The sequence below is a fragment of the Pseudomonas sp. 10-1B genome (assembly GCF_000935045.1).
Taxonomy (GTDB): Bacteria; Pseudomonadota; Gammaproteobacteria; order Pseudomonadales; family Pseudomonadaceae; genus Aquipseudomonas.
The window spans coordinates 58,813-76,648 of sequence record NZ_JYKS01000032.1 but is presented as its reverse complement, the minus strand read 5'-3'; the positions used below and the strand labels follow the sequence as shown (position 1 = coordinate 76,648).

The following is a 17,836-nucleotide window of genomic DNA, read 5'->3' as shown; positions in this document are numbered from 1 at the left end:
GGCGCCGTGCTCTGGTATTATTCGCCGCCTAATTACGTGCGGTATTCAACAATTGGTGTTGGGTGGCGGCACGCAGCTCGAGGAAGTGACCATGAAAGAAGGTATCCACCCGAACTACGAAGTAGTTGCAGTCACCTGCAGCTGCGGCAACAAGTTCGAAACTCGTTCGACCCTGGGCAGCACCCTGGCGGTCGACGTTTGCAACCTGTGCCACCCGTTCTACACCGGTAAGCAGAAAGTCCTGGACACCGGTGGTCGCGTACAGAAGTTCGCCGATCGCTTCGGTATGTTCGGTACCAAGAAGTAATCATGCGCATGGCGAACCCTTCGGGCTTCGCATTGCTGCTGAAGAAGGCGCCTCTTGTGGGCGCCTTTTTTGTGGGCGCAATCTGGCATTTCCCGGCCTTGGCGTTCTGCCCGCTGCCGGACCAACCCCAACGGGTAGTGGTGCGCCAGGTGGTTGACGGCGACACCTTGCGCCTGGCCGATGGTCGCAGCGTGCGGCTGATCGGCATCAATACCCCGGAGATCGGCCGCAAAGGGCGCACCAGTGAGCCCTATGCCGAAGCGGCCAGGCGGCGTTTGCAGGCCTTGGTCGACGCCAGTGGCGGGCGTGTCGGGCTGGTGCCGGGTATCGAGGGTAAAGACAAATACGGCCGCACGCTGGCGCACATCTATGGCCGCAATGGCGACAATCTGGAAGCACAATTGCTCAGCGAGGGCTTGGGCTACCGCGTGGCGATTGCCCCCAACGTGCGCCTCAGCGGCTGCCAGCAGCTTGCCGAGCAGGCGGCGCGCAGGGCCGGTGCCGGGCTGTGGCGGCGTTCGCCGGTGGTGCGGGCGAATGAGGTCAGGCAGTCGGGCTTCGCGGTCGTCGGCGGCCGTATCGAAGGCATCGAGCGCAACCGTGGCGGGGTCTGGCTGGCCCTGGGCAGTAGCGTGGTGCTGCAGGTTCCCGCTCGTCTGCAGCGCAACTTCCCGGCCAGCTTCTTCGATAACCTCAAGGGACGCCAGGTCGAGGCGCGCGGTTGGGTGCTGGATCGTTCCCGTAAGGGCGGCCTCAAGCCGGGGCAGCGGCGCTGGGTGTTGCCATTGACCGATCCGAGCATGTTGGAACGTATTTCAGGCTAAAAGATGTAGACATTTCGCTATTGGATTGTACACACTGTGAGCCGTATGCCCCGTGGGTTATAGCGTAAAGTCGTAGGCTAAAGGCCTTGACACAAGTGACCGACCAGTCTTGTGACTCCCCGGCTCTTTGCGTATCCTCGGCGGTCCGTCAGAACAGTAAATAGCGGAATGCCCACCATGTCAGACCTGAAAACCGCCGCTCTCGAATATCACGCTCAACCTCGTCCGGGGAAACTGAGCGTCGAACTCTCCAAGCCCACTGCCACCGCCCGTGACCTCGCCCTGGCCTACAGCCCAGGTGTTGCAGAGCCGGTGCGTGAAATCGGCCGTGATCCGGAGCTGGCCTACAAATACACCGGCAAAGGCAACCTGGTTGCGGTGATTTCCGATGGCACCGCCATCCTCGGTCTGGGTGACCTCGGCCCACTGGCTTCCAAGCCGGTCATGGAAGGCAAGGGCGTTCTGTTCAAGCGTTTCGCTGGTATCGACGTATTCGACATCGAAGTCGAGTCGGAAAGCCCGCAAGCGTTCATCGATACCGTTCGCCGCATCTCGATCACCTTCGGCGGTATCAACCTCGAAGACATCAAGGCCCCAGAGTGCTTCGAAATCGAGCGCACCCTGATCGAACAGTGCGACATCCCGGTGTTCCACGATGACCAGCACGGCACCGCCATCGTGACCGCGGCCGGCATGATCAACGCCTTGGAAATCGCTGGCAAGAAACTCGAAGACGCCAAGATCGTCTGCCTGGGTGCCGGTGCTGCCGCCATCTCCTGCATGAAGCTGCTGGTGAGCATGGGTGCCAAGGTCGAGAACATCTACATGATCGACCGCAGCGGCGTGATCCACGCTGGCCGTGACGACCTGAACCAGTACAAGGCGCAGTTCGCCCACGCCACCGACAAGCGCACCCTGGCCGACGCCCTCGACGGTGCCGACGTGTTCGTAGGCCTGTCCGGCCCGAACCTGCTCAGCCCGGAAGGCCTGAAGTCGATGGCCGCCAACCCGATCGTGTTCGCCTGCTCGAACCCGGACCCGGAAATTTCGCCAGAGCTGGCACATGCCACCCGCAGCGACGTGATCATGGCTACCGGTCGTTCCGACTACCCGAACCAGGTCAACAACGTGCTGGGCTTCCCGTTCATCTTCCGTGGTGCCCTGGACGTTCGCGCCAAGCGCATCAACGAAGAAATGAAGATCGCCGCCGCCGTCGCCCTGAAAGACCTGGCCAAGCTGCCGGTGCCGAAGGAAGTCTGCGACGCTTACGGTGTTCAAGGCCTGGAGTTCGGCCGTGAGTACATCATTCCGAAGCCACTGGATGCACGTCTGATCACCGTCGTCTCCGACGCTGTGGCCAAGGCTGCCATCGAGTCCGGCGTGGCTACCCTGCCGTATCCGAAGCACTACCCGCTGACCAGCGTGGATGAAGTGTTCAACGGCTGATAGCCGCTGAGCGACACAAAAAGCCCCGGCTCGCATGAGCCGGGGCTTTTTGTTGTCTGTCGGATTTTGGGGCTGCTTTGCAGTCCATCGCCGCGGTTCGTCGCCACGACAAGCCAGCTCCCACAGGTATAGCGTGAGCCCGAAACCTGCACAGTACCTGTGGGAGCGGGCGTGTCGAGGCGTCGAACCGCCGCGAAGAATCCAGCGCTGTGAATGGCACCGGCTTTGCCGGTGTTCGCGGCTAAAGCCGCTCCCACAAGGGTGGCGTGCGCCCGAAACCTGCACAGTACCTGTGGGAGCGGGTTTACCCGCGAAGAATCCAGTGCGGTGGATGGCACCGGCTTTGCCGGTGTTCGCGGCTAAAGCCGCACACAGGTATAGCGTGCGCCCGAAACCTGCACAGTACCTGTGGGAGCGGGTTTACCCGCGAAGAATCCAGTGCGGTGGATGCCACCGGCCTTGCCGGTGTTCGCGGCTAAAGCCGCACACAGGGGTAGCGTGCGCCCGAAACCTGCACAGTACCTGTGGGAGCGGGTTTACCCGCGAAGAATCCAGTGCGGTGCATGGCACCGGCTTTGCCGGTGTTCGCGGCTAAAGCCGCTCCCACAGGGGTGGCGTGCGCCCGAAACCTGCACAGTACCTGTGGGAGCGGGTTTACCCGCGAAGAATCCAGTGCGGTGGATGCCACCGGCTTTGCCGGTGTTCGCGGCTAAAGCCGCTCCCACAAGGTCAGCGTTGTCTTCGAGGGCCCTTAGAACAGATCCATCGGCGCCGCTTCGTCGGCGGGCAGCGGGCTACCCGGTGCCGCGCCGTTGCCCAGCTCGTCCACCGACGGCGGCGAGTCTTCGGCCTTGAACAGCTCGAAGTAGGCATTCGGCGTGCTCGGCGAGGCGGCGCGACCGCTGATCGGGTCGACGCGCAGGCTGAGGATGCCTTCCGGCTCCGCTGGCGGATGCGCGGGCTTATCCTTGAGCGCTGCTCCCATGAAGCTCATCCAGATCGGCAGTGCCGCCGTGCCGCCATACTCGCGACGGCCCAGGGTTTCCGGTTGGTCGAAACCGACCCACACGGTGGTCACGTAATCGGCGTTGTAGCCCGAGAACCAGGCGTCCTTGGACTCGTTGGTGGTGCCAGTCTTGCCTGCCAGGTCGGTGCGGCCCAGGGCCAGCGCCCGGCGGCCGGTACCGCGCTTGATCACGTCCTGCAACATGCTGGTGAGGATGTAGGTGGTGCGCCCGTCGATGATCTGTTCGGCCACGGCCGGCGCTTGTGGAGCAGCGGCAACCTGGCTGAAGGCCGAAGGTGCCTCGGCCGGCATGGCTGCGGTGCTGATCGGCTGCTCGGGTGCGGCCAAGCCCGCCTGGTCCTGGGCGCCTTGTGGTACGCGGGCCGGGTTAGCGGTGAACAGCGTCTCGCCGCTGCGGCTCTCGATGCGCTCGATCAGGTACGGGGTGATCTTGTAGCCGCCGTTGGCAAAGGTGCTCCAGCCGGTGGCGATTTCCATCGGGGTCAGGGTGGCGGTGCCCAGTGCCAGCGACAGGTTGCGCGGCAGGTCCTGCTTGTTGAAGCCGAACTTGGCAATGTAGTCGATGGTGCGGTCCACGCCCATGGCTTGCAGCAGGCGGATCGACACCAGGTTGCGCGATTTGTACAACGCCTCGCGCATGCGGATCGGGCCAAGGAAGGTGTTGGTGTCGTTCTTCGGTCTCCACACTTTGTCCACGGACTCATCGACGAACACGATCGGTGCGTCGTTGACCAGGCTGGAGGCGGTATAGCCGCTGTCCAGGGCGGCGCTGTAGATGAACGGTTTGAAGCTCGAACCTGGCTGGCGCTTGGCCTGCATGGCGCGGTTGTAGTTGCTCTGTTCGAACGAGAAGCCGCCGACCAGCGCGCGGATGGCGCCATTGTAAGGGTCGAGAGTGACCAGCGCACTCTGCGCGCCAGGCACCTGGCTGAGCTTGAGCGTGCCATCCTCCAGGCGCTGCAGGCGCACCAGGTCGCCGACCTGGGCCACGTCTGCCGGGGACTGCGGCGCACGGCCCAGGGAGTTGCTATTGATGAACGGGCGCGCCCATTTCATGGTGTCCCAGGCGACCAGTTCTTCCTGGCCGCCACGGGTCAGTACCTTGAGGCCAGTTTTTTCGACCTCGGTGACGATGGCTGGCTCCAGGCCGCCAAGGGTGCGCTGTTTGCCCAGTTCCTGCAGCCAGGCGGCCTGGGTGCGCCCCGGGAAGCGTGCTTCGGGGCCGCGATAGCCATGGCGCTCGTCGTAGTCGGACAGGCCGTTGAGGATGGCCTTGTTAGCCATTTCCTGCATGTCGCTGGGCACTGTGGTAGTGACGCGGAAGCCTTCGGTATAGGCGTCGCTGCCGTAACGGCCGACCATTTCGGCACGGGCCATTTCGGCGATGTAAGGCGCATTCACTTCAGGCGTGGGCACGTGGTAGCTGGCGTTGAGCGGCTCGGCCAGGGCGGCCTGGTAGCTGGCTTCGTCGATCTTGCCCAGCTTGTACATGCGGCCGAGGATCCAGTCGCGGCGCTCTTTGGCGCGCACCGGGTTGGCCAGCGGGTTGAAGCGCGACGGTGCCTTGGGCAGGCCGGCGATCATCGCCATCTGCGCCAGGCTCACGTCGCGGATCGACTTGCCGTAGTACACCTGCGCGGCGGCGTCGATGCCGTAGGCGCGGTTACCCAGGTAGATCTTGTTCACGTACAGCTCGAGGATCTCGTCCTTGGTCAGCTCACGCTCGATCTGCAGGGCCAGCAAGATCTCGTTGGTCTTGCGCGAGAAGCTGCGCTCGCTGGTGAGGAAGAAGTTCTTCGCCACCTGCATGGTGATGGTGCTGCCGCCGGTCTGGATATGCCCGGTTTTCACCAGCTGAGTCGCGGCGCGCATCAGGCTGCTGGGGTCGACACCGTAGTGGTTGAGGAAATTGTCGTCCTCGGCTGACAGAAGCGCCTGAATGAACTGTGGTGGAATTTCCGAGAAGCGGATTGGCGAGCGGCGCATTTCGCCGAACTCGGCAATCAGCTTGCCGTCGCTGCTGTACACCCTGAGGGGGATCTGCAACTGGATGCTTCTGAGGGACTCGACCGAGGGCAGGCTGGGGCTAAGATACAGAAACGCACCGCTCACACCGAGTACGAGCGCGCAGATGACTGCGACGGAAGACCACCAGAAGAACTTCAGCAGACGTATCAAGGCTTTTCGGTGTCCAGGTTGGGAGTGGATTGCACGCAGGTCCGGCGGACCAAAAAACGCTGGGCATTATACGCATTTTTTCGCCTCTCCGGGTTACCGGCCAGGCTACCCGTCGCCTCGATGGGTAGCCGGGGCCTAGGGTTTGCGCGGGGTTGCGACAGACAGCTGCGACAGGCAGCAAGGAAGCCGCGATGCTTGGACGCTTCGGCAAGGATGCCGGTTCACTCGTGGGGGTGGAAATTGCCCCTGATGCCGTTCGGGTATTGCAACTGCAGCGGCGCAACCAGCGCTGCCGGGTGGTTGCCTGGGCACAGGAACCGTTCGAGCCGCCGGCTGGCAAGGACTGGGCGGCGGAGCCGGCCGTGGTGGTGGCAGCCCTGCAGCGTGCCTACCGACGCGCAGGCCTCAGGCAGCAGCGGGTGGCGCTGGCGCTGCCGGCCAGCCAGGTGATCTGCAAGGCGTGCCACCTGCCGGCGGAGCAGGATGAGGCAGACTTGGAGGCCCAGTTGCTGGCCGATGCCGAGCGGCTGTTTCCGTTTCCGCTGGAGGACCTGGCCCTGGATTTTCAGGTCATGGGCGCATCCAGCGCTCAACCGGGATGCACCGAGGTGATGGTGGCGGCCTGTCGGCAGAGTGCGCTGGCGCCGCTCGAAGCGCTTGTCGCGGAAGCCGGGCTGCAACTGGAGGCCGTCGAGGTCGACAGCATCGCCCTGCATCGCATGCTACCGCGGGGCGACCGCGAAGGTTCGGCATTGCTGCGCCTCGAAACACACAGCGCGACCCTGTATGGCTGGCAGTCGTGGCGGCCGCATCTACGGCGTGAGCTGGAGCTGCGGGGGCCGCCGCTAGCGGGGCTGCTGCCGGAGCGTCTGCTTGCCCTGCTGGCCGGTGAACCCTTGCCCGCGAGCCTGTTGATCGCCAGCCGTGCGCCGATCGAACCGGGCTGGCTGCAAAGCCTTGGCGCCCAATTGAACCTGCCATGCCGGCTGGTACCCGGCCTGGCAGGTCTGGAGCGCATCGATGGTGCAATGATCCTGGCTTGCGCCTTGGCACTGGGAGGGTTGCGGCCATGATGCGGCTGAACCTTCTGCCTTGGCGCGAGCGGCAGCGCCAGGCAGTGCTTCGGCGTTTTCGCACCCAACTGGTTGCCGCTGCGCTGCTGGCCCTGTGCGCTGTGATGCTGGTCGACCAGTTGGCTCGCCAGCGCGGGCAGCAACAGGTGCTGGCCAATACCCAGCACCAGGTTGCCCTTGGGCTGCTGGCCGAGCAACTGCAGCCGCTGGCTGATGTGCATGCGCAGCATCAGGCGCTACTCGCCCGTTCGGTGGCATTGGAGGGCTTGCGCGCGCATCAGGGTGTTCTGGCCGGTATGTTCGTCGAGCTCGAGGGGGCGTTGCCAGCAGGTATGCAGCTGCTCGACCTCAGTCTTGAAAACGGCCACCTGCAGATGACCGGGCTAGCCGCCTCCGGCGCCGTGGTGGCCCAGTTCATGCGCGACCTGGACCGTTCGAGCGTTTTGCTCGATCTGGAGCTCAAGCGCATCAGAAGCCTGCCGGGCGGTGATGAATTTCTACTGACCGCGCGTGTTTCGGCGTTCTGGTCATGAGGGCGACACAGATGCTCGCCTGGCTGGCGCTGGTCGAGCGCTCCAGCCGTTTCAGGCAGGTAGCGCCCGTGCTGGTGGTGGCGGTGCTGTTCGGCCTGGGTTGCGTGGTGCGCCTGCCGGCATTGTTGCAGCAGCAGGCGCAAGAGCAGGCCAGGCATGCCGAGTTGAGCGAACAGCTGTCAGCCAGTACCGCGCAGGTGGCCGAACTGGAGCAGCTCCAGGCGTCTGTGGCTATTGCTCAACAGCGGTTGCAGGAAGCGCACTGGCACCTGGCTGCCGGGGAGGGCATGAGCGACCTGCTCGAGCGCCTGGCGGCCTCGGGGCACGCGCATGGCCTGCTCATCGAGCGGCTCGATGTACATGAAGACGAGCAGCAGGTTGGTTTTCGCAAGGTACCGCTGGAACTGCAGGTGGTGGGGCGTTACGCGGCCCTGCGGCAGTGGCTGGACGACTGGCTGGGCCAGGCCCGTGTGCTGCGCAGCGGCGACATGAGCCTGGCTGCAGCCAATGGCCAGCCCGGGCTGCTGCGTTTGCAGTTGCAGGTCGATGCCTTCCAGGCGCCGGCGCCCATGCCAGCACCTGCTGTGCTCGCGCGTATACCGGCCAGGGCTGCAACGACGGCGCCTGCGCTCGACCCGTTTGCGCCCGGGGCGAAGCGCTTGTCGAGCGCCGGGCTGGCCAGTGTGCCGCTGGCGCAGCTGGAGATGGTCGGCAGCCTGTCGCGCGGGGCCGCGCACGAAGCACTGTTGATGGCGGCTGGCAGGCTCTATCGCGTGCGCCCAGGCGACCGGCTCGGGCGTAACGAAGGTGTGGTGGCGCGCATCGACCAACACCAGGTCGAAGTACGCGAACGGCTATTCATGGCGGGGGTGTGGCACGAACGCACGGCGTTCATCACGCTCGCAAAGCGCCTGGGCAAGGAGGCCCCGGACCAGGATGAAAACGTTGATGAAATGGGTGTTGGCAACCCTGCTGTCGACCCCGCTGGCGTCGGCGGCGTCTTACCAGGGCGAACCCCTGTCGTTGAACTTCCAGGACGTGGAGGTACGCTCGGTGTTGCAGGTGCTGGCTGACTATGCCGGCGTCAACCTGGTCGCCAGTGATGCTGTGCAGGGCAGTGTCACCTTGCGTTTGCAGGATGTGCCGTGGGACCAGGCGCTGGACCTGGTGCTGCGTAGCAAGGGCCTGGCCCGGCGCCAGGAGGGCAATGTGCTATTGGTGGCGCCTGCGGCAGAGTTTGCCGCGCATTCGTTCGACGCCCGGGTGGGCCAGGCGCTGGACGCACAGTTGCAGCCGCTACGCCGGGAATTGCTGCCCATCCACCACGCCAAGGCCGCCGAGCTGGCGGAACTGCTGCTGGCGAACCTGGCGGATGACAGTGCCCTTGCCGGACGGGGCAGCTTGAGTGTCGATGAGCGCACCAACACCTTGGTGCTGCACCAGCCTGCCGATCGGCTTGCCGAGTTGCGGCAACTGGTGGCGCAGCTGGACGTGCCGGTGCGCCAGGTGGCGATCGAGGCGCGTATCGTCGAGGCCAACGTCGATTATGAAAAGAGCCTGGGGGTGCGCTGGGGCGGGCCTCTATACAGTGAAATCCCGCGCCCGGGCAAAGAACTGTTCGTGGACCTTGGGGTAGAGCGGGCCGGCAGCAGCATCGGCCTGGGGCTGCTGCGCGGAGGCGTGCTGCTCGACCTCGAACTCAGTGCCATGGAAAAAAGCGGCAACGGCGAGATCATCTCGCAGCCCAAGGTGGTCACGGCCGACAAGGAAACAGCCAGGATCCTCAAGGGTACCGAGGTGCCATACCAGGAAACCAGCAAGAGCGGCGCCACCTCGGTATCGTTCCGCGAGGCCTCGCTGTCGCTGGAGGTGACCCCGCAGATCACCCCGGACAACAAGGTGATCATGGCTGTCAGGGTGACCAAGGACGAGCCGGATTACGTCAATGCCTTGAACAACGTACCGCCGATCCGCAAGAACGAGGTCAATGCCAAGATTCGCGTGGCTGACGGCGAAACGATCGTGATCGGTGGCGTGTACTCGACTTCGCAAAACAATGTGGTCGACAAGGTGCCATTTTTCGGCGATCTGCCGTATGTTGGGCGGCTGTTTCGACGCGATGTACTACAAGAGAAAAAATCCGAGCTGCTGGTCTTCCTGACTCCGCGTATCATGAGTGACCAGGCGATTGCTGTGAGTCGTTGATTCTGTGCGAAATTTGATACTTGTGGGGCCCATGGGCGCTGGTAAAAGCACCATTGGACGCCTTTTGGCCAAAGAGCTGCGCCTGCTGTTCAAGGATTCCGACAAGGAAATCGAACTGCGATGCGGCGCCAACATCCCGTGGATTTTCGACAAGGAAGGCGAGCCGGGTTTCCGTGACCGCGAGCAAGCGATGATCGCCGAGCTGTGCGCGCTCGACGGCGTGGTGCTGGCGACCGGCGGTGGCGCGGTGATGCGCGAAGCCAACCGCCAGGCGTTGCACCGGGGAGGGCGGGTGATCTACCTGCATGCCTCGGTTGAGCAGCAGGTTGGTCGCACCGCACGCGACCGTAATCGCCCTTTGCTGCGCACTGCCAATCCCGAGGCGACCTTGCGCGCCCTGCTGGAAACCCGCGATCCGCTCTACCGCGAGATTGCCGACCTGGTGGTGGAAACCGACGAGCGGCCGCCGCGCATGGTGGTGATCGATATTCTCGAACGCTTGCAGCAGTTGCCGCCCCGTTAGCCCGGGACTATTCTCGGCCACCAGTGCCGAGGCGAGGTTCAACGTTACCGCGTGGGTCGCCCGAACGGCGCCGCGCCCAAGTACATTGTGGGGATACATGCAGACACTAAAGGTCGACCTGGGCGAGCGTAGCTACCCGATCTACATTGGCGAAGGCCTGCTGGACCAGCCCGAGCTGCTGGCGCCGCACATTGCCGGGCGGCAGGTCGCCATCGTTTCCAACGAGACCGTCGCGCCCTTGTACCTCGAACGCCTGAGCAAGACCCTGGGTGCCTATTCGGTGCTGCCGGTGGTGTTGCCCGATGGCGAAGCCTACAAGAACTGGGAAACCCTGCAGCTGATCTTCGATGGCCTGCTCAGCGCCCGGCACGACCGCCGCACCACCGTGGTCGCCCTGGGTGGCGGCGTGATCGGTGACATGGCTGGTTTCGCCGCCGCCTGCTACCAGCGTGGCGTCGACTTCATCCAGGTGCCGACCACCCTGCTGTCCCAGGTCGACTCCTCGGTGGGCGGCAAGACCGGCATCAACCACCCGTTGGGCAAGAACATGGTCGGTGCCTTCTACCAGCCCAATGCGGTACTGATCGACACCACCAGCCTCAAGACCCTGCCCGCGCGCGAGCTGTCCGCCGGCCTCGCCGAAGTGATCAAGTACGGCCTGATCTGCGACAAGCCGTTCCTGGCCTGGCTGGACGACAATATGCAGGCCTTGCGCAGCCTCGACCCTGCAGCCCTGACCGAAGCCATCCGCCGCTCCTGCGCGGCCAAGGCCGCGGTGGTGGGGGCCGACGAGCGTGAGTCTGGCGTGCGCGCCACGCTGAACCTGGGGCATACCTTCGGGCATGCCATTGAAACCCACATGGGCTACGGCGTCTGGCTGCACGGCGAAGCCGTTGCGGCGGGCACGGTGATGGCCCTGGAAATGTCCATGCGTCTTGGCTGGATCGACCAGGCCGAGCGGGATCGCGGAATCCGCCTGTTGCAGGACGCAGGTTTGCCGGTGGTGCCACCACAGGAAATGACCCCGGCGCATTTCATGGAGCACATGGCGGTCGACAAGAAGGTGCTCGACGGTCGGCTGCGTCTGGTGCTGCTGCGCCAGATGGGCGAGGCCGTGGTGACCGACGACTATCCGAAAGAGATTCTTCAGGCCACGCTGTCGGCGGATTACCGCGCGATCGTGGCCCAGCTTTGAGGTTGTGACAGCGCAATGACCAGTTTGCATGCCGATGAGGCCTTTCTCGACCATTACCAGTTGAGCCATGATCCGTTCGCGCCCCGCGTGCCCGGCTTCAAGTTCTTCCCGGCCCAACGCAAGCCCGTGCTTGGCCAACTGCACCATCTGGCTCGCTACAGCCAGTTGATGCTGGTTGTCAGCGGCCCGCTGGGCAGTGGCAAGACGTTGCTGCGCCAGGCCTTGGTGGCCAGCACCAACAAGCAGGCGGTACTGAGCGTGGTGGTGTCTGCCCGTGGTGCCAGCGATGCCGCCAGCGTGCTCGGCCAGGTCGCGCAATCCCTGGACGTGGCCCAGGCCGAAATGCAGGCGATCCTGTCCAAGGTGGTGCAACTGGCACTGACCGGGCAGGAAGTATATTTGCTGGTGGATGATGCGGAACAACTCGACGAGTCGGCACTCCAAGCATTGCTGGAATTGGCAGCGGGTGTACCGGAAGGGCGCCCGCATGTGTTCCTGTTCGGTGAGCCGTCGCTGATTGCCGGGCTGGATGAGCTCAATGTCGAGGAAGAACGCTTCCACATCATCGAACTTGCCCCCTACAGCGAGGAAGAAACCCGCGAGTACCTGGAGCAGCGCCTGGAAGGGGCTGGCCGGGGCATCGAGGTGTTCACCCGTGAACAGATCGTCGATATCCATGAAAACTCCGACGGCTGGCCTGGCAACATCAACCAGGTCGCCCGTGACACGTTGATCGAAGCCATGATCGCCAGCCGCTCGACGGCCAAGCGACCAACCATGGGGTTCAAGATGCCTAAAAAACATGTGCTCGCGCTGTCCGCTGTGGTCGTGGTCGCCGTTGCGGCCGCGGTATTGATGCCCAAGAAAGGCGACAAGGCCCCCACCGAGGCGCCGACCGCCCAGGCCCAGTTGCCGCTTGGCGAGGGCGGGGCAAATGGCGGCAACCCGGCCATCGAGTTCTCGGGCTCGTCCCAGCCAATGCCACTGCCGCTGGTCGGCCAGTCGCAGCCGGTGATGCGCGAGCCGCTGGCCCAGGCTGCGGGCATGGGCGAGGGTGAAGAGGGCAGCCCTGCCGGTGATACCGCCCTGCAACCTGGCAACCCGCCGCCCACCGTGACCACCATCGCGCCGCCGCAAGGTGTGCCAGCTGGCCCGGCCCCAGCGCAGCCTGTGGCCAGTGCGCCGGCGCAGCCGGTTGCGCCTGCGCCCAAGCCTGTCGCAACCCAGCCCGCCAAACCGGTTGCGCCTGCCAAGCCTGCCCCGGCGCCCACCCAGGTCGCGGTGGCCAAGCCGGCAGCCAAGCCTGCGGCCGCTGGCAGTGGCAACAGCGGCTGGTACACCGGGCAGAAGCCGGGCAATTACGTGGTGCAGATCCTGGGTACCAGCTCTGAAGCCTCGGCCCAGGCGTTCGTCAAGGCCCAGGGTGGCGACTATCGCTACTTCAAGAAAAACCTGCAGGGCAAGCCGCTGTACGTCGTCACTTACGGCAGCTTCGCCAATCGTGATGCAGCGGTTGCGGCAATCAAGAACTTGCCAGCGAAGGTCCAGGCTGGTAAACCTTGGCCACGTACCGTCGCCAGCGTCCAACAAGAGCTGGCCTCGGCCCGCTGATACCTGCCGGGCGGCACCACCCCAGCCGCCCAGTTGCTAAGCGACCCTGACTTTTCGTCTAGCCTGCTGCGCCTGAGCGCGGCAGGCTTTTCTGTCCCGGACTGCCGGCCACAAGCCTTTAGTTGCAGTCATGGCTGAAACGCTTCAGACTCAAGCCAAGCCGATATCACGGCGCATGGCGTAAAAACATTCAAAATTGCGACATAAATTTTCAATGGTGAGACATGAAAATTTGTGGGCATCGCTGTCGCTGTGCAACAATGGTTTTCCATGACCACCGCAAAAAAGCTGGCGTTTGATCGGCGTGGATGGTAAGTGGTTGTTAAAAAAGAGATTTACCTCCGTTGAGAGGTGAACCTGGTGAGAAAGTGTCTATGAAAACAGGTCTGTACCATCCCGAAGAATTCAAGGACAACTGTGGTTTTGGCCTGATTGCCCATATGACGGGCGAACCGAGCCACCACCTTCTGCAAACCGCCATGCAAGCACTGACTTGCATGACCCACCGCGGCGGCATCAACGCCGACGGCAAGACCGGTGACGGTTGCGGTCTGCTCATGCAGAAGCCCGATCAATTCCTGCGCGCCGTGGCCCAGGAGCATTTTGCCGTCGAATTGCCCAAGCAGTACGCCGTCGGCATGGTGTTCTTCAACCAGGACCCGGTCAAAGCTGAAGCCGCCCGCGCCAACATGGACCGCGAAATCCTTGCTGCAGGCCTGACATTGGTCGGCTGGCGCAAGGTGCCGATCGACACCAGCGTGCTTGGCCGCCTGGCCCTGGAGCGCCTGCCGCAGATCGAGCAGGTGTTCATCGGCGGTGAAGGCCTGAGCGACCAGGAATTCGCCATCAAGCTGTTCAGTGCCCGTCGCCGCTCGTCGGTGGCCAACGCGCACGACGCCGACCACTACATCTGCAGCTTCTCGCATAAGACCATCATCTACAAAGGCCTGATGATGCCGCGCGATCTCGCGGCGTTCTATCCAGACCTGGATGACGAGCGCCTGCAAACCGCGATCTGCGTGTTCCACCAGCGCTTCTCCACCAATACCCTGCCGAAATGGCCGCTGGCGCAGCCGTTCCGCTTCCTCGCCCACAACGGCGAGATCAACACCATCACCGGCAACCGCAACTGGGCCATGGCCCGTCGCACCAAGTTCGCCAACGACCTGATCCCCGACCTCGAAGAGCTCGGCCCGCTGGTCAACCGCGTCGGTTCCGACTCCTCGAGCATGGACAACATGCTGGAACTGATGGTCACCGGCGGCATCGACCTGTTCCGCGGCGTGCGCATGCTGGTACCACCAGCCTGGCAGAACGTCGAGACCATGGACGCCGACCTGCGCGCCTTCTACGAATACAACTCCATGCACATGGAGCCGTGGGATGGCCCGGCCGGTATCGTCATGACCGAAGGCCGCCACGCGGTGTGCCTGCTCGACCGTAACGGCCTGCGCCCGGCGCGCTGGGTGACTACCACCAATGGCTACATCACCATCGCCTCGGAAATCGGCGTATGGGGTTACCAGCCTGAGGAAGTCCTGGCCAAGGGCCGTGTCGGCCCAGGGCAGATCCTCGCCGTGGACACCGAAACGGGCCAGATCCTCGACACCGACGCCATCGACAACCGCCTGAAGTCGCGCCACCCGTACAAGCGCTGGCTGCGTCAGCACGCCACGCGCATCCAGGCGACGCTGACCGACGACCAGGGCGTGGCCAGTTACGACGCTGACCAGCTCAAGCAATACATGAAGATGTTCCAGGTCACCTTCGAAGAGCGTGACCAGGTGCTGCGCCCGCTCGGCGAGCAAGGCCAGGAAGCGGTCGGCTCGATGGGGGACGACACGCCGATGGCTGTGCTGTCGCAGCGCGTGCGGTCGCCGTACGACTTCTTCCGCCAGCAGTTCGCCCAGGTGACCAACCCGCCGATCGACCCGCTGCGCGAAGCGATCGTCATGTCCCTGGAAATCTGCCTGGGCGCCGAGCGCAACATCTTCCAGGAATCCCCGGAGCACGCTTCGCGGGTAATCCTCAGCTCGCCGGTCATCTCGCCCGCCAAGTGGCGTTCGCTGATGAACCTGGAGCGCGAAGGCTTCGACCGCCAGCTGATCGACCTCAACTATGAACAGAGCGTCGGCCTGGAAGCGGCCATTCGTAACATCGCCGACCAGGCCGAAGAAGCCGTGCGCGCTGGCAAGACCCAGCTGGTGCTGAGCGACCGCTACATCGCCCCGGGCAAGCTGCCGGTGCATGCCTCGCTGGCCGTTGGTGCGGTGCATCACCGCCTGACCGAACAGGGCCTGCGTTGCGACAGCAACATCCTGGTGGAAACCGCTACCGCTCGCGACCCGCACCACTTCGCCGTGCTGCTGGGCTTCGGTGCCTCGGCCGTGTATCCGTACCTGGCCTACGAAGTGCTGGCCGACCTGATCCGCACCGGCGAAGTGCTGGGCGACCTGGACGAAGTCTTCAAGTACTACCGCAAGGGCATCTCGAAGGGCCTGCTGAAGATCCTGTCGAAGATGGGTATCTCCACCATCGCCTCGTACCGCGGTGCGCAGCTGTTCGAAGCCATTGGCCTGTCCGAGGAAGTGGTCGGCCTGAGCTTCAAGGGCGTGTCCAGCCGCATCAAGGGCGCGCGCTTCGAAGACCTGGAAAGCGACCAGAAGCTGCTCGCTGCCGAAGCCTGGAGCGCGCGCAAGCCGATCCAGCAAGGTGGCCTGCTGAAGTTCGTCCACGGTGGCGAGTACCATGCCTACAACCCGGACGTGGTCAACACCCTGCAAGCCGCCGTGCAGCAGGGCGACTACGCCAAGTTCAAGGAATACACCACGCTGGTCGACCAGCGCCCGGTGTCGATGATCCGCGACCTGCTGAAGGTGAAGGTGGCCGACCAGCCGCTGCCGCTGGAGCAGATCGAGCCGCTGGAGGCCATCCTCAAGCGCTTCGACTCCGCCGGTATCTCGCTGGGCGCACTGTCGCCGGAAGCCCACGAAGCGCTGGCCGAGGCCATGAACCGCCTGGGCGCGCGCTCCAACTCCGGTGAGGGCGGTGAAGACCCATCGCGCTACGGCACCATCCGCAGCTCGAAGATCAAGCAGGTGGCCACCGGCCGCTTTGGTGTGACCCCGGAATACCTGGTCAACGCCGAAGTGCTGCAGATCAAGGTTGCCCAGGGCGCCAAGCCCGGCGAGGGCGGCCAGCTGCCAGGCGGCAAGGTCAACGGCCTGATCGCCAAGCTGCGCTATGCGGTACCGGGCGTGACCCTGATCTCGCCACCGCCGCACCACGATATCTACTCGATCGAAGACCTGGCCCAGCTGATCTACGACCTCAAGCAGGTCAACCCGCAGGCGCTGGTGTCGGTCAAGTTGGTAGCGGAAGCCGGCGTCGGCACCATCGCCGCTGGCGTGGCCAAGGCCTATGCCGACCTGATCACCATCTCTGGCTACGACGGTGGTACCGGCGCTTCGCCGCTGACCTCGATCAAGTACGCCGGCGCCCCGTGGGAGCTGGGCCTGGCCGAAACCCACCAGACCCTGCGCGGCAACGACCTGCGCGGCAAGGTACGGGTACAGACCGATGGCGGCCTGAAGACTGGCCTGGACGTGATCAAGGCAGCCATCCTCGGCGCCGAAAGCTTCGGCTTCGGCACCGCGCCGATGATCGCCCTGGGCTGCAAGTACCTGCGCATCTGCCACTTGAACAACTGCGCCACCGGTGTAGCCACGCAGAACGACAAGCTGCGCAAGGACCACTACATCGGCACCGTCGACATGGTGATCAACTTCTTCACCTTCGTCGCCGAGGAAACGCGTGAGTGGCTGGCCAAGCTGGGCGTGCGCAGCCTCGGCGAGTTGATCGGCCGTACCGACCTGCTCGACGTACTGCCAGGCGACACCGAGCGCCAGCAGTACCTGGACCTGTCGCCGCTGCTGGGCAGTTCGCACATTCCGGCTGACAAGCCGCAGTTCTGCGAAGTCGACAAGAACCCGCCGTTCGACCAGGGCGAGCTGGCCGAGAAGATGGTGGACATGGCCCTGCCGGCCATCCGCGACCAGGCTGGTGGTGAGTTCAGCCTCGACATCTGCAACTGCGACCGTTCCATCGGTGCGCGTGTGTCGGGCGAAATCGCCCGCCTGCACGGCAACCAGGGCATGGCTGCGGCGCCGATCACCTTCCGCTTCAAAGGCACTGCCGGCCAGAGCTTCGGCGTGTGGAACGCCGGTGGCCTGAACCTGCACCTGGAAGGCGACGCCAACGACTACGTCGGCAAGGGCATGACCGGTGGCAAGCTCACCATCGTGCCGCCAGCCGGCAGCCCGTTCGAAACCCAGCACAGCGCCATCGTCGGCAACACCTGCCTGTACGGTGCCACCGGTGGCAAGCTGTTCGCCGCCGGTACTGCGGGCGAGCGCTTCGCTGTGCGTAACTCCGGCGCCCACGCTGTTGTCGAGGGCACTGGCGATCACTGCTGTGAATACATGACCGGCGGCTTTGTCTGCGTTCTGGGCAAGACCGGTTACAACTTCGGTTCTGGCATGACTGGCGGCTTCGCCTACGTGCTCGACATGGACAATACCTTCGTCGACAAGCTCAACCACGAGCTGGTGGAAATCCAGCGTATCAGTGGCGAAGCGATGGAGGCCTACCGCAGCCACCTGGCGCGGGTCCTTGCCGAGTATGTGGAAGAGACCGGCAGCGAGTGGGGGCGTGAGCTCTCGGAGAACCTGGACGACTACGTGCGGCGCTTCTGGCTGGTCAAGCCGAAGGCAGCCAACCTGAAGCAACTGCTGTCCAGCACCCGTGCCAACCCGCAGTAACAACAGCTGCAAGTGGCAAGCCTCGGGCTGCAAGTAACAGCAGTACGAGGTTTGCCCGGCTTAAGTGATCGTCTTGCGGCTTGCAGCTTGTAGC

General features: G+C 64.0%; 12 protein-coding genes. 11 read left to right on the top strand and 1 reads right to left on the bottom strand.

Annotation, left to right across the window (positions count from 1 at the left end):
* Nucleotides 1-91 precede the first annotated feature (91 nt).
* The 3 genes from rpmE to TZ03_RS18085 all read left to right on the top strand — a co-directional run bounded on the left by rpmE (nucleotide 92) and on the right by TZ03_RS18085 (nucleotide 2,577).
* On the top strand, nucleotides 92-307 hold the full coding sequence (rpmE, locus tag TZ03_RS18095; protein ID WP_051099578.1) for a 50S ribosomal protein L31: 216 nt from the start codon (nucleotides 92-94) through the stop codon (nucleotides 305-307).
* Nucleotides 308-309: 2 nt separating this feature from the next.
* A complete protein-coding gene (locus TZ03_RS18090) occupies nucleotides 310-1,131 on the top strand; it encodes a thermonuclease family protein (RefSeq protein WP_051099577.1) in 822 nt (273 codons plus the stop codon).
* 177 nt (nucleotides 1,132-1,308) lie between these two features.
* Nucleotides 1,309-2,577 (top strand): malic enzyme-like NAD(P)-binding protein, encoded by a 1,269-nt coding sequence (locus TZ03_RS18085; protein WP_051099576.1) that lies wholly within the window; start codon nucleotides 1,309-1,311, stop codon nucleotides 2,575-2,577.
* Nucleotides 2,578-3,328: 751 nt separating this feature from the next.
* Here the strand turns inward: TZ03_RS18085 and TZ03_RS18080 are convergent.
* Nucleotides 3,329-5,779, bottom strand: a complete 2,451-nt coding sequence (locus TZ03_RS18080; protein ID WP_414860313.1) for a penicillin-binding protein 1A — start codon at nucleotides 5,777-5,779, stop codon at nucleotides 3,329-3,331.
* Between the two features lie 194 nt (nucleotides 5,780-5,973).
* Between TZ03_RS18080 and pilM the strand changes: the two genes are divergently transcribed.
* The 8 genes from pilM (at nucleotide 5,974) to gltB (ending at nucleotide 17,742) form a co-directional block, all read left to right on the top strand.
* Nucleotides 5,974-6,855 (top strand): type IV pilus biogenesis protein PilM, encoded by an 882-nt coding sequence (pilM, locus tag TZ03_RS18075; RefSeq protein WP_051099574.1) that lies wholly within the window; start codon nucleotides 5,974-5,976, stop codon nucleotides 6,853-6,855.
* The gene (locus tag TZ03_RS18070) at nucleotides 6,852-7,388 is read left to right on the top strand and encodes a PilN domain-containing protein (protein ID WP_051099573.1); all 537 of its coding nucleotides are present in this window, start codon (nucleotides 6,852-6,854) and stop codon (nucleotides 7,386-7,388) included. Before pilM ends, TZ03_RS18070 begins: the two co-directional genes overlap by 4 nt.
* Nucleotides 7,389-7,399: 11 nt before the next feature.
* Nucleotides 7,400-8,461 (top strand): pilus assembly protein PilP, encoded by a 1,062-nt coding sequence (locus tag TZ03_RS18065; RefSeq protein ID WP_082056655.1) that lies wholly within the window; start codon nucleotides 7,400-7,402, stop codon nucleotides 8,459-8,461.
* Nucleotides 8,346-9,593 (top strand): type IV pilus secretin PilQ, encoded by a 1,248-nt coding sequence (locus TZ03_RS18060; protein WP_152645486.1) that lies wholly within the window; start codon nucleotides 8,346-8,348, stop codon nucleotides 9,591-9,593. Before TZ03_RS18065 ends, TZ03_RS18060 begins: the two co-directional genes overlap by 116 nt.
* A 4-nt stretch (nucleotides 9,594-9,597) precedes the next feature.
* Nucleotides 9,598-10,116 carry a shikimate kinase AroK gene (gene aroK / locus TZ03_RS18055; RefSeq protein ID WP_051099571.1) on the top strand — a complete coding sequence of 173 codons (519 nt, stop codon included), beginning with the start codon at nucleotides 9,598-9,600 and terminating at the stop codon, nucleotides 10,114-10,116.
* Nucleotides 10,117-10,213: 97 nt separating this feature from the next.
* Nucleotides 10,214-11,311 (top strand): 3-dehydroquinate synthase, encoded by a 1,098-nt coding sequence (gene aroB, locus TZ03_RS18050; protein WP_051099570.1) that lies wholly within the window; start codon nucleotides 10,214-10,216, stop codon nucleotides 11,309-11,311.
* 15 nt (nucleotides 11,312-11,326) lie between these two features.
* Nucleotides 11,327-12,922 (top strand): SPOR domain-containing protein, encoded by a 1,596-nt coding sequence (locus TZ03_RS18045; RefSeq protein WP_051099569.1) that lies wholly within the window; start codon nucleotides 11,327-11,329, stop codon nucleotides 12,920-12,922.
* A 374-nt stretch (nucleotides 12,923-13,296) separates the two neighbouring features.
* Complete coding sequence (gene gltB / locus TZ03_RS18040; protein ID WP_051099568.1) at nucleotides 13,297-17,742, top strand: glutamate synthase large subunit; 4,446 nt, start codon at nucleotides 13,297-13,299, stop codon at nucleotides 17,740-17,742.
* Nucleotides 17,743-17,836 lie beyond the last annotated feature (94 nt).

Bases quoted from the DNA above. Each gene is read 5' to 3' on its own strand.
- TZ03_RS18065 (WP_082056655.1), top strand. From the start codon at position 7,400: ATGCTCGCCTGGCTGGCGCTGGTCGAGCGCTCCAGCCGTTTCAGGCAG.
- gltB (WP_051099568.1), top strand. From the start codon at position 13,297: ATGAAAACAGGTCTGTACCATCCCGAAGAATTCAAGGACAACTGTGGT.
- rpmE (WP_051099578.1), top strand. From the start codon at position 92: ATGAAAGAAGGTATCCACCCGAACTACGAAGTAGTTGCAGTCACCTGC.
- TZ03_RS18085 (WP_051099576.1), top strand. From the start codon at position 1,309: ATGTCAGACCTGAAAACCGCCGCTCTCGAATATCACGCTCAACCTCGT.
- pilM (WP_051099574.1), top strand. From the start codon at position 5,974: ATGCTTGGACGCTTCGGCAAGGATGCCGGTTCACTCGTGGGGGTGGAA.
- TZ03_RS18070 (WP_051099573.1), top strand. From the start codon at position 6,852: ATGATGCGGCTGAACCTTCTGCCTTGGCGCGAGCGGCAGCGCCAGGCA.
- TZ03_RS18090 (WP_051099577.1), top strand. From the start codon at position 310: ATGCGCATGGCGAACCCTTCGGGCTTCGCATTGCTGCTGAAGAAGGCG.
- TZ03_RS18045 (WP_051099569.1), top strand. From the start codon at position 11,327: ATGACCAGTTTGCATGCCGATGAGGCCTTTCTCGACCATTACCAGTTG.
- aroB (WP_051099570.1), top strand. From the start codon at position 10,214: ATGCAGACACTAAAGGTCGACCTGGGCGAGCGTAGCTACCCGATCTAC.